Below are 12793 nucleotides of genomic sequence, written 5' to 3' on the forward strand. Positions count from 1 at the left end.
ACAAGTTGGCTCCTACAGGTCACCCGTTTGCTGCGCGACAGCGCGGTGTCAGGGATACCGGGACCACTCCCACAGAAATCACTGATGACGTGGACTTCCCACAGGTTCCAGCCACGCTGAAACCCTACACCTTCTGCGGCTCGGCCTCCGCGACCACATCCCGCATGCGGTCGCGGTTGGCGAGGGTCGGGAACAGTTTGATCCAGATACCCGTCACCGCCAGGGTGCCGACGCCCCCCATCACCACCGCCGGAACCACGCCGAACCAGTGCGCGGTCAGGCCTGATTCAAACTCTCCCAACTGATTCGAAGCGCCAATGAACAGCCCGTTCACCGCGCTGACCCGGCCGCGCATTTCATCCGGGGTTTCCAGTTGCACGAAGGATGCGCGGATCACCATGCTGATCATGTCCGCTGCGCCGAGCACCACCAGCACCGCCATGGAAAACCAGAACGATGTCGACAGGCCGAACGCGATGGTTGCTACGCCAAACACTCCTACGGCGGTAAACATCACCCGCCCTACATGCCGTTCAACGTTGAAATGAGCGAGCCACAGCGACATCGCCAGTGCGCCGACTGCAGGTGCCGAGCGCAGCATGCCCAGCCCCCACGGACCGGTCAGCAGAATGTCCTTGGCAAACACCGGTAACAACGCGGTGGCGCCCCCCAGCAGCACCGCGAACAGGTCCAGCGAAATCGCGCCGAGTACGTCCGGACGGCTGCGGATGAAGCGAATCCCGGCCAGTAACGAGTCCATGGTGGCCTTGTTTTTGTTCAGCGGTGTCTGGCGAGCAGGCAGGCTGAGCATCAGCGAACAGGCGATTACGTAAAGTAATACGGTTGGCCCGTACACCCAGCTACTGCCGAACGCGTAAAGAAAGCCGCCCAATGCCGGAGCGACGATGGTTGCCGATTGCTGTGCCGATTGCGCTGCGGCCACTGCCCGAGGGAACAGAGCAGGGGGCACGATGCTCGGCAGCAAAGCCTGAGTGGTGGGCATTTCGAATGAACGGGACGCGCCTAGCGCAAAGGCCAGGATAAAGATCATTTCCCGCGTGACACTGTCGGTGCTGCTGCCGATGAACAGCGCCAGTGCGATACATGCCTGCGCGGTCTGGCAAATGGCGGCCACTTTGCGGCGGTCGTACCGATCCGCCACATGCCCGGTGTGCAGCATGAACAACACACGAGGCGCGAACTCCACCAGACCGACGAGTCCGAGGTCCAGCACGTTGCCGGTCAACTGGTAGAGATTCCAGCCAATGGCCACCGTCAGCATCTGAAAACCGCTGGCCGTAAAAATGCGGGCAAACCAGAAAGCGACGAACGGACGATGGTGGCGCAGTAACACTGGGGCTTGAGTCGGCATGAGCAACAACAGCCAGGCAGGGGAGAGTGGCCAGATTATCAGTTTGTAACAGTTAGTTGCATGAAAAGCCGGTCAGATTGGATCCAGATCTGAAGGTTTTCTCGTGTCACAGCCATAGCCCGTCGCAATGAAAATTCTTCTCATGTGCCTGCAAAACAGGGCCGCAAAGCGGTGAGACAACTCGCCACGCGGCAAAAGACCACACGTCCGAGAGGTTGAAATGGGACTACTCTTTGACAGTCAGTTGATCTGCGTCAATGCCCACAAGGCAAAAGAAACGGCAGGCGGCTTGACGGACTTCAAGGTTGCGCAATGGGCCGATGGAAAGGGCTGAGCCTTTTTTCTTCCTCCACCCAGAACGTTTTCAACCTGCCGCGCTCCTTACCAGTGGGGGGCAGTGGCTGCTGACCTCGCGTCATCAGCCGTATCACCTGATAGAGGAAAACCCAATGTTCGGTTTGGATGCAATTGAGCTCGCCCGAATTCAGTTCGCGTTTACCATCTCGTTCCACATCCTGTTCCCTGCCATTACCATCGGTCTGGCAAGTTACCTGGCGGTGCTGGAAGGCCTGTGGCTCAAGACCCACAACAACGTCTACCGAGACCTTTACCATTTCTGGTCGAAGATCTTTGCCGTCAACTTCGGCATGGGCGTGGTGTCCGGTTTGGTCATGGCGTATCAGTTTGGTACCAACTGGAGCCGCTTCTCCGACTTTGCCGGGGCCGTCACCGGGCCGCTTTTGACGTACGAAGTGCTCACAGCCTTCTTCCTCGAAGCCGGCTTTCTGGGCGTGATGCTGTTCGGCTGGAACCGCGTCGGGCGCAACCTGCACTTCTTCTCTACGGTCATGGTCGCCATCGGCACCCTGATCTCGACGTTCTGGATTCTGTCCTCCAATAGCTGGATGCAGACCCCGCAAGGTTACGAAATCATCGACGGCCGGGTGATCCCGACTGACTGGTTCGCAGTGGTGTTCAACCCGTCCTTCCCGTATCGCCTGCTGCACATGTCCATTGCGGCATTCGTAGCGACGGCATTCTTTGTCGGCTCGTCTGCTGCGTGGCATCTGTTGCGTGGCCGGGACACTCCACAAATCCGCAAAATGCTCTCGATGGCAATGTGGATGGCCTTGATCGTTGCTCCTGTACAGGCGGTGGTTGGCGACTTCCATGGCTTGAATACCCTTGAGCATCAACCGGCGAAAATCGCCGCGATTGAAGGTCACTGGGAAAACGTCGGTGACGAGCCGACGCCGTTGATCCTGTTTGGCTTGCCGGATATGAAGGAAGAGCGCACCAAGTACGCGGTTGAAATTCCGTACCTGGGCAGCCTGATCCTGACTCACAGCCTGGACAAGCAAGTACCGGCTCTCAAGGAATTCAAACCGGAAGACCGTCCTAATTCGACCATCGTGTTCTGGTCGTTCCGGGTCATGGTCGGTCTCGGCTTCCTGATGATTTTCACCGGTTTGTGGAGCCTCTGGCTGCGCAAGCGCGGCACGCTTTATAACTCCCGCGCGTTCCTGTATCTGGCTTTGTGGATGGGGCCGTCCGGTCTGATCGCGATCCTGGCAGGCTGGTTCACCACTGAAATCGGCCGTCAGCCTTGGGTCGTTTATGGCCTGATGCGTACTTCCGACGCGTCGTCCGGGCACAGTGTCATGCAGATGAGCATCACGCTGGTGATGTTCGTAGTGGTTTACTTCGTGCTGTTCGGTGCCGGTCTTGGCTACATGATGCGTCTGGTGCGCAAAGGTCCTAAAGCCTACGTCGAGCATGTCCCTGAAGGCGGCCCAGGTCAGAACCGTACACCCGCCCGTCCACTCTCCGCAGCTGTTGAAGGCGCGGAAGATGGCGACAATCTCGACAGTCTGGGCAAGGGGAACTGAGTCATGGGTATTGATCTTCCACTCATCTGGGCAATCATCATCATCTTTGGCGTGATGATGTATGTAGTGATGGACGGCTTCGACCTCGGCATCGGGATTCTCTTCCCGTTCATGAAGGACAAGACCGACCGCGACGTCATGATGAACACCGTTGCTCCCGTCTGGGATGGCAACGAAACCTGGCTGGTATTGGGGGGCGCCGGTTTGTTCGGTGCATTCCCGCTGGCTTATTCGGTGGTGTTGTCGGCGCTCTACCTGCCGCTGATCCTGATGCTCATCGGCCTTATTTTCCGCGGTGTTGCTTTCGAGTTTCGCTTCAAGGCAACCGATGAGAAACGTCACCTGTGGGACAAAGCCTTCATCGGCGGCTCTCTGACAGCGACGTTCTTTCAAGGCGTGGCACTGGGTGCATTCATTGACGGTATTCCGGTGGTCAATCGTCAGTTCGCGGGCGGTGATCTGGACTGGTTCTCACCGTTCACCGTGTTCTGCGGTCTGGCGCTGATCGTCGCTTATGCGCTGCTGGGGTGTACCTGGCTGATCATGAAGACCGAAGGTGCTCTGCAGAAAGCCATGCACAACTTGGCACGTCCGTTGGCCACCGCCTTGCTGGTAGTGATTGGTGTCGTCAGTATCTGGACGCCGCTGGCGCACCCTGACATCGCCAACCGCTGGTTCACTTTGCCGAACCTGTTCTGGTTCCTGCCCGTCCCGGTTCTGGTGCTGATCACCATGTATGGCCTGTTCAAGGCTGTGGCGCGCAACGCTAACTACACGCCATTCCTGCTGACGCTGCTGCTGATTTTCCTCGGCTACAGCGGTCTGGGTATCAGCCTGTGGCCGAACATCATCCCGCCGTCGGTGTCGATCTGGGATGCATCTTCGCCACCGCAAAGCCAGGGCTTCATGCTGGTGGGTACGCTGTTCATCATCCCGTTGATTCTGGTTTACACCTTCTGGAGCTACTACGTGTTCCGCGGCAAGGTGACCCACGAAGACGGTTACCACTAGCAGATGACCGCCCCAACGCTCGGCGTTGGGGCTATCGATAGAGGAGAGACTGGCGATGTCTGGCAAAGAATCTTTTCATGAAGAGCAAGACCCGGCGCTGAAGAAGCCACTGTGGCAACGTCTGGCGTGGCTGGCCGGTATCTGGGCTGCGAGCGTATTTGCACTGTTCATCGTCGCAAGCATATTGCGACTGTTCATGAACGCTGCGGGTCTGACGACCCACTGATCAAGAATCCCATCCTGCGTCCCATCGACGCGGTTTTATAACCCTCCACTGGAGGGTTTTTTTTGCCATGCCGATAGCGATCCTGTAGGAGCTGCCGAAGGCTGCGAATTGCGGTGTATCGGACAAAACGCTTTCGCAGCCTTCGGCAGCTCCTACAGGGTCGTCGTTTGGGCGAAGTTGTTACTTACGCGCCTTGAGAATCACAAACTTCGGTGTAGCCGCCACTTGCTCAACACCACGAAACAGGCGCGCCAGCTTGGTGTGATAACCCAAGTGACGATTACCCACCACGTACAACGCGCCGCCCGGTACCAGGGCGGCACGGGCTTGCTGGAACATGCGCCAGGCCAGAAAGTCTCCGACGACTTGTTGTTGGTGAAACGGCGGATTGCACAGCACCACATCAAGGGAGTCTGGCTCTTGCCCTGCCAGGCCGTCATCGGCACGCACGATCACTTCACGTTCGCCCAATGCCGTACGCCAGTTCTGCTCCGCTGACTGCACCGCCATGTACGACTCATCCACCAGCGTGTAGTGCGCTTGAGGGTTCTCCAAGGCACTGGCAATCGCCAATACACCGTTGCCACAGCCAAGGTCAGCAACCCGTGCGCTGCCCAGATTCTTTGGCAGATGTGGCAGGAACGCGCGAGTGCCGATATCCAGGCCTTCACGGCAGAACACGTTGGCGTGATTCACCAGTTCAATAGCAGGCTCGTCCAGTTTGTAGCGGGTCGGGTAGGGCGACGGGGCGTTCTTTTTGGGTTGCGGCGTCGCGAACAGCAGTCTGGCTTTTTTCACTCCAAGAGAAGCGCTGACCGGACCGACGTATTCTTCCAGCAACTCGCCAGCTGAGCGAGGCAAGTGCTTGATCATCGCGGCAGCGACGACACGAGCGCCGGGAGCCAGTTGGCCTTGCAGGCGAATCAATTGTTCTTCCAGCAGTGCGAGGGTTTTCGGCACACGAATCAACACCCAGTCGAACGGGCCTACTGCTGCTTCACTGGCTGGCACCAAAGTAACCGCGTCGTAGGCCATGCCGTTGCGCACAAGGTTTTTCTGCAAGCCATGAGCCGCGAGCCAGGAGTCGGTGCTGCTGGTGACGGCCGCATGCCGGGCAAGGCTGGCTGCCAGCGCGCCGAAGCTGTCGTTGAGCACCAGCACTTTGCTCTGCAGCGTCAGCCCATGCTCCGCTACATAGTTGAGAAGGTATTCGTCGGCAGCGTCGAACGCCTGCAGTGGTTCGTCTTGCTGTTCCGGTTGGCGAATGAGGTCAAGCTGGGCGAGCGGGGTATCAAGCAACGGCATGGGCGGGAAAACTCTGGACAATCGACGATTGGTCACCGAGGCCCGTGAAACGGTGGGCTGGTCAAGGCAGGTGATTTTACGTGCTTTTTGTCACGGGGTACCTGTCCTTGCGTCATTAGTTAGAATATTCCGCTGAGTGCCGCCTGGACCACTGCTGCTGTCTTGTTGCAAACGCCCATTTTTTGCACCGCATTCGCGACGTGAAAGTGAACCGTGCGCTCCTTCATGCTCAGAATGATAGCGATGTCCCCCGCGGTTTTTCCTTCAGCCGTCCATTTCAGTATCTCGACTTCTCTGGCCGTCAGTCGCATCACGCCGTAACTGTGCAGCGCTTCTAAAGATCGGGTCCCCATTTTTGCCTCCCTGTCGATCCAGCTCATGTCCGTTGTTCATGTTCCTCAGTGTAGGAAAAATCCCCGCGCTTAAACCCGGTGCAGCGACCGCGCAGACCGGTGGAGTGCTGGCTTTTTATCCCAGGGGCAAGTTAAAGAATGACTGATGGGTTGCAGGGCCGGACGCAGAAGGGTCTGTGTCATTTCACTGGCCAATGTAGCTATACGTTCAAGAGACAAATGATCTAAACAGGTCTGTTTGAACCGGGCTGATTCGTATTACTTGCGAGCCTCTACATTTTTCAGGATGCGGATGTCACTACAAACCAGCGGTGTTTATCCGCTGCACTTTGCGGGACACTGGGCACCTCCGTTTACGTGCAGGAGTCAGGATCGACCATGACCGCCAGTGAAGAAAAATACACCCGCCAGACGCTGCTCAATGTGACGCCATTGACCCCGAGCCTGTTCACGCTGCGCACTACTCGCGATCAAGGCTTTCGCTTTACGGCGGGGCAATTCGCCCGTCTGGGGGTCGCCAAGGCGGATGGAAGCGTCGTCTGGCGTGCGTATTCAATGGCGTCCTCACCTCATGACGAATTTCTGGAGTTCTTCTCCATTGTCGTGCCGGGTGGCGAGTTCACCAGTGAGCTGAGCCGATTGCGTGAAGGTGACACGCTGTTCATCGAAAAGCTGGCGACGGGTTATCTGACGGTGGACAGATTTACTGACGGCCGTGACCTCTGGCTGTTATCCACAGGCACAGGTGTTGCGCCGTTCCTGTCGATTCTTCAGGATTTCGAGGTGTGGGAAAAATTCGAACGTATCGTTCTGGTGTACAGCGCCCGTGAGGAGAAGGAATTGGCGTATCAGCCGCTGATTGCCGGGCTGACCGAGCGTGAGTACCTCGCTGAATACGCCGACAAGTTTATCTATGTCCCGGTTGTGACACGCGAACAGGTCCCCGGCGCGTTGAATGGCCGGATTACACAGTTGATTGAAAGTGGTGAGCTGGAGGCCGCGGCAGGTTTGCCGTTAACCCCCGAGCACTCGCGGGTCATGATCTGCGGCAACCCGCAAATGATCGAAGACACTCGGGCGTTGCTCAAAGCGCGCGACATGAACCTGAACCTGACGCGTCGGCCGGGTCAGGTAGTTGTTGAGAATTACTGGTAAGAGATCGCCCGGTGTCCCTGACACCGCGCTATCGCGCAGCAAACACGGACCCTGTAGGAGTGAGCTTGCTCGCGATTCGATTTCATGGCTTACGAATTTATCGCATGAACCGACGTCATCGCGAGCAAGCTCACTCCTACAGAAAAAGCATTTAAATTCAGTTAGTTATTTCACGTTTGATGAGAGCAACGCTCCTCTGTAGGAGCCAACTTGTTGGCGAGAGATGGTTCTGTGTAAACCAAAATTCCGTCTCGCGAACAAGTTCACTCCTACAGATCGAAGTTTCAGACATCTACTTCTCAAACCGGATGCTTCGGATCCACGGTGATCGGCGCCGACGGCTGATGCTGTTCCTTCAACAGGTCACGGATTTCACCCAGCAGCAGTTCCTGCTTGGTTGGAGTCGGTGGCAGGGTTGGCGCCTTGGCTTCTTCGCGCTTCAGGCGATTGATCGCTTTCACACCCATGAAAATTGCGAAGGCGACAATGATGAAGTCGATAATCGTCTGGATGAATTTGCCGTAAGCCAGCACTACCGCAGGGGCCGCGCCTTCTGCAGGTCTGAGGATAACGGCGAGGTCACTGAAGTCCACACCGCCGATCAGCAGCCCGAGAGGCGGCATGATGACATCGCCGACGAACGACGAAACGATCTTGCCGAATGCCGCACCAATGATGATACCGACGGCCATATCGACCACGTTACCTTTGACGGCAAAGGCTTTGAACTCGCTTAGTACGCTCATGGGTCATTCCTTGTAACTGATGAGATTGTCCAGTGCAGTGTAAGTCAGCTGCACGGGTTGCGCTGGGCACCCTGCAATCGACCGGGCTTTTCTGACGAAGTTTTATGAAGTTTCTCAGAAAGGGAGTGCCGCAGGCTTACCGACGCGCTGACAGCAGCTGCGTTATGATTGCCAACTTTTACCGATGGGGTTGTCATGGCCAAGGCCAAACGCTTGTATGGCTGCACTGAGTGTGGCGCGACTTTTCCCAAGTGGGCCGGGCAGTGCAGCGAATGCGGCGCCTGGAACACACTGGTGGAAACCGTACTGGAAAGCGGCAGCGCTGCGCCTCCAAGCGGGCGTTCCGGCTGGACCGGTCAGCAGACCCAGATCCGTACGCTGGCCGAGGTCAGTGTCGAGGAGATCCCGAGGTTCTCCACCAATTCGGCCGAACTGGACCGGGTATTGGGTGGCGGTCTGGTCGATGGCTCCGTGGTGCTGATCGGCGGTGATCCCGGAATCGGCAAGTCCACGATCCTGCTGCAAACCCTGTGCAACATTGCCGAGCGTATGCCAGCGCTGTATGTGACGGGTGAGGAATCCCAGCAGCAGGTCGCGATGCGCGCCCGTCGACTCGGACTGCCGCAGGACAAGCTGCAGGTCATGACCGAAACCTGCATCGAAAACATCATTGCCACCGCCAAGGTCGAAAAGCCCAAGGTCATGGTGATCGACTCGATCCAGACGATTTTCACTGAGCAACTGCAGTCTGCTCCGGGCGGCGTCTCGCAAGTGCGTGAAAGTGCGGCCTTGTTGGTGCGTTATGCCAAACAGAGCGGCACGGCGATCTTCCTGGTAGGCCATGTCACCAAAGAGGGCGCATTGGCGGGCCCGCGAGTGCTTGAGCATATGGTGGACACGGTTCTGTATTTCGAAGGCGAATCCGATGGCCGTTTGCGCTTGCTGCGTGCGGTGAAGAACCGCTTCGGTGCGGTCAACGAGTTGGGCGTATTCGGTATGACGGACAAGGGGCTGAAAGAAGTCTCAAACCCGTCGGCGATTTTTCTTACCCGGGCTCAGGAAGAAGTGCCGGGCAGTGTGGTGATGGCGACCTGGGAAGGTACGCGTCCGATGCTGGTGGAGGTTCAGGCGCTGGTAGATGACAGCCATATGTCCAATCCCCGTCGCGTTACATTGGGCCTGGACCAGAATCGTCTGGCGATGCTACTGGCGGTCTTGCACCGGCATGGCGGCATTCCTACTCACGATCAGGATGTTTTCCTCAACGTAGTGGGCGGCGTCAAAGTTCTGGAAACGGCGTCTGATCTGGCGCTGATGGCGGCGGTCATGTCCAGTCTGCGTAACCGTCCATTGCCTCATGATTTGCTGGTGTTCGGTGAAGTAGGGCTGTCCGGCGAAGTACGCCCGGTGCCGAGTGGTCAGGAGCGTCTCAAGGAAGCCGCCAAGCACGGCTTCAAGCGAGCGATCGTACCGAAAGGCAACGCGCCAAAAGAAGCCCCGCCGGGATTGCAGATCATTGCAGTGACACGTCTGGAACAGGCACTGGATGCGTTGTTTGAATAACGTTCGAGAGGCCCTGTAGGAGCGCGCTTGCCCGCGATGAGGCCAGTACATCCGATAAACAGCTGCGCCTGAAATACCGTAATCGCGGGCAAGCGCGCTCCTACAGTTAAAAACCATGCAGATCCTTACACCTCAATCAGCGCCGCCAACTCACGCTCCAGCTCATCATGATCAGCCAGGTTCAGTTCGATCAGTCGTCGCAGGTGGCTAATTGAGTCGAGCGTAATGTGCTCACAGACGAACCCCAGCTGCCCGTTTTCATCGTGGGCCAGTCTCACGTCCATTTGCACATGCACATCATTGCTCAATTTGATATCGGCGTTGAATGCCTGTTCGGTATCGGCGTGCCAGGGTTCGGGGCGCTCTATGAGCATGCCTTTGAGGGAGAGGTCTACGAGTTGAACCTGCCAGTTTCGGTCACCCTGGCTCAGTTGGGTTTTCGCATCGAAGGCGATGCGTTTAAAGCGTCGGCGGTCATCGTTGGAGTCGGTCATCGAATCACTTCTCTTGGAATCGTGTGACGTGCTGTCAGCGGTTAAACGCCTGTCGAGGCGTCGCCTGTAACGACGATAGTCCTGATCCTGCTTTCCCGATAGCTTTCATACCCGGATTTACACTTCGTCCGCCTTTCGAGCCGCGTCTTGTGATCAGGTTCAATGGCGTTTTTTAAGTGAATCGTTTCTTTTACGCTCTAGACCTTGGTTGGGGTGGCCTTTCGCGACGGCGCAGCTAAACTCGCGTAGCTGGTCTTTCAGTCATCTGCTGGAATATAAAAAATGAAAAATAATAATAGCCTCATGCGCCATGTGCCCTGGCTAATCGTTGCAATTATCGGAGCATGTGCTCTGGGGGTCGTGGCCTTGCGCCGCGGGGAAGCAATCAACGCCTTGTGGATCGTGGTCGCTGCGGTCGCCATCTACCTGGTTGCCTATCGTTATTACAGTCTGTTCATTGCCCGGCATGTCATGCAACTTGACCCGCTGCGGGCAACTCCAGCCGTGGTCAACAATGATGGTCTGGACTATGTGCCAACCAACAAACACATTCTTTTCGGTCACCACTTCGCTGCGATTGCTGGCGCCGGACCTCTGGTCGGGCCGGTATTGGCCGCACAAATGGGCTATCTGCCCGGCACGCTCTGGCTGATCGCCGGTGTAGTGCTGGCCGGTGCGGTGCAGGATTTCATGATCCTGTTCCTGTCCACACGCCGTAACGGTCGCTCGCTGGGCGACATGGTGCGTGAAGAAATGGGTCGCATCCCCGGCACTATCGCGCTGTTCGGCTGCTTCCTGATCATGATCATCATCCTCGCGGTGCTGGCGCTCATTGTGGTCAAGGCCCTGGCTGAAAGCCCGTGGGGCATGTTCACCGTGCTGGCGACCATCCCGACGGCGATGTTCATGGGCATTTACATGCGCTACATCCGCCCGGGCCGCATCGGCGAGATCTCGGTGATCGGTGTGGTGCTGTTGCTGCTTTCGATCTGGGTCGGAGGCATGGTTGCTGCCAGCCCCGAATGGGCGCCGATGTTCACCTTCACCGGTGTGCAGATTACCTGGATGCTGGTGGGCTACGGTTTTGTCGCGGCCATGCTGCCGGTCTGGCTGCTGCTGGCACCGCGTGACTATCTGTCGACCTTCCTGAAAATCGGCACCATCGTTGCCTTGGCCATCGGCATCCTGATTCTGGCGCCTGAGCTGAAAATGCCTGCGCTGACCCAGTTCACCGATGGTACTGGTCCAGTCTGGAAAGGGACGCTGTTCCCGTTCCTGTTCATCACTATTGCGTGCGGTGCGGTATCGGGCTTCCACGCGCTGATCTCTTCCGGCACTACGCCTAAGCTGCTGGATAACGAAACCAACGCCCGTTACATCGGCTACGGCGGCATGCTCATGGAGTCCTTCGTGGCGATCATGGCGATGGTTGCGGCTTCGGTCATCGAGCCTGGCATCTACTTTGCCATGAACAGCCCGGCGGCAATTGTGGGCGGTGATGTGGTGACTGTGGCCCAGACGGTCAGCAGTTGGGGCTTTGCGATCACGCCTGAGCAACTGACAGCAGTGGCGAAGGACATTGGCGAGAACACAGTCCTGGCCAGAGCCGGTGGTGCACCGACCCTCGCGGTGGGCATTGCGCAGATTCTGCATCAGGCCTTGCCGGGTGCCAGCACCATGGCGTTCTGGTACCACTTCGCAATTCTGTTCGAAGCCCTGTTCATTCTGACGGCGGTTGACGCTGGTACACGTGCCGGTCGCTTCATGCTGCAAGACCTGTTGGGCAGCTTCGTTCCAGCCCTGAAACGCACCGAGTCCTGGACGGCCAACGCCATCGGCACCGGTGGTTGCGTGGCGCTGTGGGGTTACCTGCTGTACCAAGGCGTGATCGATCCACTGGGCGGCATCAACACCTTGTGGCCCCTGTTCGGTATCTCCAACCAGATGCTGGCGGGTATCGCCCTGATGCTGGCGACGGTTGTGCTGATCAAAATGAAACGTCAACGCTATATCTGGGTGACCATGCTGCCAGCGACCTGGCTGCTGATCTGCACCGTAACGGCTGGCTTCATCAAGCTGTTCGATAGCAACCCTGCGGTTGGTTTCCTGGCCCTGGCCAAGAAATACAGCACTGCGGCTGATGCGGGTCAGATTCTGGCCCCAGCCAAGACCATGGATCAGATGCAGCACGTGATCTTCAACGCTTACACCAACGCGACATTGACGATTCTGTTCCTGTTCGTGGTGTTCAGCATCCTGTTCTACGCGCTGAAAGTCGGCGTCGCGGCATGGGGCAACAAAGAGCGTACGGACAAGGAAGCGCCTTTCCAGGCGTTGACGACTCCGACCAACGTTTGAAAGACAAGAGGATCTGCCCATGTTCAACGACCTGAGTCGCCTCGGGAAATACCTCGGTCAGGCAGCGCGCCTGATGGTGGGCATGCCTGACTATGACAATTACGTCGCGCATATGCAGGTCAAACACCCTGATAAGCCGATGATGGACTACGAAACGTTCTTCCGGGAACGCCAGGAAGCCCGTTACGGCGGCAAGGGTGGGCCGAAGTGCTGTTGATCAGCAGGCGCGGTTAGTCATTTGTTGAATCCTGTGGGAGATGCCCCGGTGTCCCTGACACCACGCTGTCGCTAAGCAAACGGATGACCCTGTAGGAGCCAACT

Annotated in this window: 12 protein-coding genes; 7 read left to right on the plus strand and 5 right to left on the minus strand. The window is 57.4% G+C overall.

The annotated features are described in order from the left end of the window. Positions 1-124 precede the first annotated feature (124 nt). On the minus strand, positions 125-1372 hold the full coding sequence (locus RX972_RS28220; protein ID WP_231671447.1) for an MFS transporter: 1248 nt from the start codon (positions 1370-1372) through the stop codon (positions 125-127). A gap of 449 nt (positions 1373-1821) precedes the next feature. Between RX972_RS28220 and RX972_RS28225 the strand changes: the two genes are divergently transcribed. From RX972_RS28225 to RX972_RS28235, 3 genes are read left to right on the plus strand one after another with little or no spacing between them, the layout of a single operon-like run. Next, positions 1822-3261 (plus strand): cytochrome ubiquinol oxidase subunit I, encoded by a 1440-nt coding sequence (locus tag RX972_RS28225; protein WP_027902291.1) that lies wholly within the window; start codon positions 1822-1824, stop codon positions 3259-3261. 3 nt (positions 3262-3264) lie between these two features. Continuing rightward, positions 3265-4272: a cytochrome d ubiquinol oxidase subunit II gene (gene cydB / locus RX972_RS28230; protein WP_122396356.1), complete on the plus strand. Its 1008-nt coding sequence runs from the start codon at positions 3265-3267 to the stop codon at positions 4270-4272. 55 nt (positions 4273-4327) lie between these two features. Continuing rightward, positions 4328-4498: a DUF2474 domain-containing protein gene (locus tag RX972_RS28235; protein ID WP_049827148.1), complete on the plus strand. Its 171-nt coding sequence runs from the start codon at positions 4328-4330 to the stop codon at positions 4496-4498. A gap of 180 nt (positions 4499-4678) precedes the next feature. Here the strand turns inward: RX972_RS28235 and RX972_RS28240 are convergent, their stop codons facing one another. Both RX972_RS28240 and RX972_RS28245 read right to left on the minus strand, forming a co-directional pair. Further along, positions 4679-5803 (minus strand): methyltransferase, encoded by a 1125-nt coding sequence (locus tag RX972_RS28240; protein ID WP_027902287.1) that lies wholly within the window; start codon positions 5801-5803, stop codon positions 4679-4681. 119 nt (positions 5804-5922) lie between these two features. Further along, a complete protein-coding gene (locus RX972_RS28245) occupies positions 5923-6156 on the minus strand; it encodes a LuxR C-terminal-related transcriptional regulator (RefSeq protein WP_080238318.1) in 234 nt (77 codons plus the stop codon). A gap of 378 nt (positions 6157-6534) precedes the next feature. Here RX972_RS28245 and RX972_RS28250 point away from each other — a divergent pair, with 378 nt between their 5' ends. Further along, a complete protein-coding gene (locus RX972_RS28250; protein WP_316880515.1) occupies positions 6535-7311 on the plus strand; it encodes a ferredoxin--NADP reductase in 777 nt (258 codons plus the stop codon). A 299-nt stretch (positions 7312-7610) separates the two neighbouring features. Here the strand turns inward: RX972_RS28250 and mscL are convergent, their stop codons facing one another. Then, the gene (mscL, locus tag RX972_RS28255) at positions 7611-8057 is read right to left on the minus strand and encodes a large-conductance mechanosensitive channel protein MscL (RefSeq protein ID WP_027902285.1); all 447 of its coding nucleotides are present in this window, start codon (positions 8055-8057) and stop codon (positions 7611-7613) included. A gap of 195 nt (positions 8058-8252) precedes the next feature. Between mscL and radA the strand changes: the two genes are divergently transcribed. Continuing rightward, on the plus strand, positions 8253-9620 hold the full coding sequence (gene radA / locus RX972_RS28260) for a DNA repair protein RadA (RefSeq protein ID WP_087272641.1): 1368 nt from the start codon (positions 8253-8255) through the stop codon (positions 9618-9620). 125 nt (positions 9621-9745) lie between these two features. On the opposite strand, the gene RX972_RS28265 is transcribed toward radA, so the two are convergent. Next, a complete protein-coding gene (locus RX972_RS28265; RefSeq protein WP_316880519.1) occupies positions 9746-10114 on the minus strand; it encodes a PilZ domain-containing protein in 369 nt (122 codons plus the stop codon). Between the two features lie 282 nt (positions 10115-10396). On the opposite strand from RX972_RS28265, the gene RX972_RS28270 reads away from it, so the two are divergent. Beyond that, positions 10397-12472, plus strand: coding sequence for a carbon starvation CstA family protein (locus RX972_RS28270; RefSeq protein WP_027902282.1), 2076 nt, complete (start codon positions 10397-10399; stop codon positions 12470-12472). A gap of 19 nt (positions 12473-12491) precedes the next feature. Beyond that, entirely contained in the window at positions 12492-12689 is a 198-nt protein-coding gene (locus RX972_RS28275; RefSeq protein ID WP_027902281.1) for a YbdD/YjiX family protein, read from the plus strand. Positions 12690-12793: the final 104 nt, after the last annotated feature.

It is taken from the genome of Pseudomonas syringae group sp. J309-1 (assembly GCF_032582135.1).
Taxonomy (GTDB): domain Bacteria; phylum Pseudomonadota; class Gammaproteobacteria; order Pseudomonadales; family Pseudomonadaceae; genus Aquipseudomonas; species Aquipseudomonas quasicaspiana.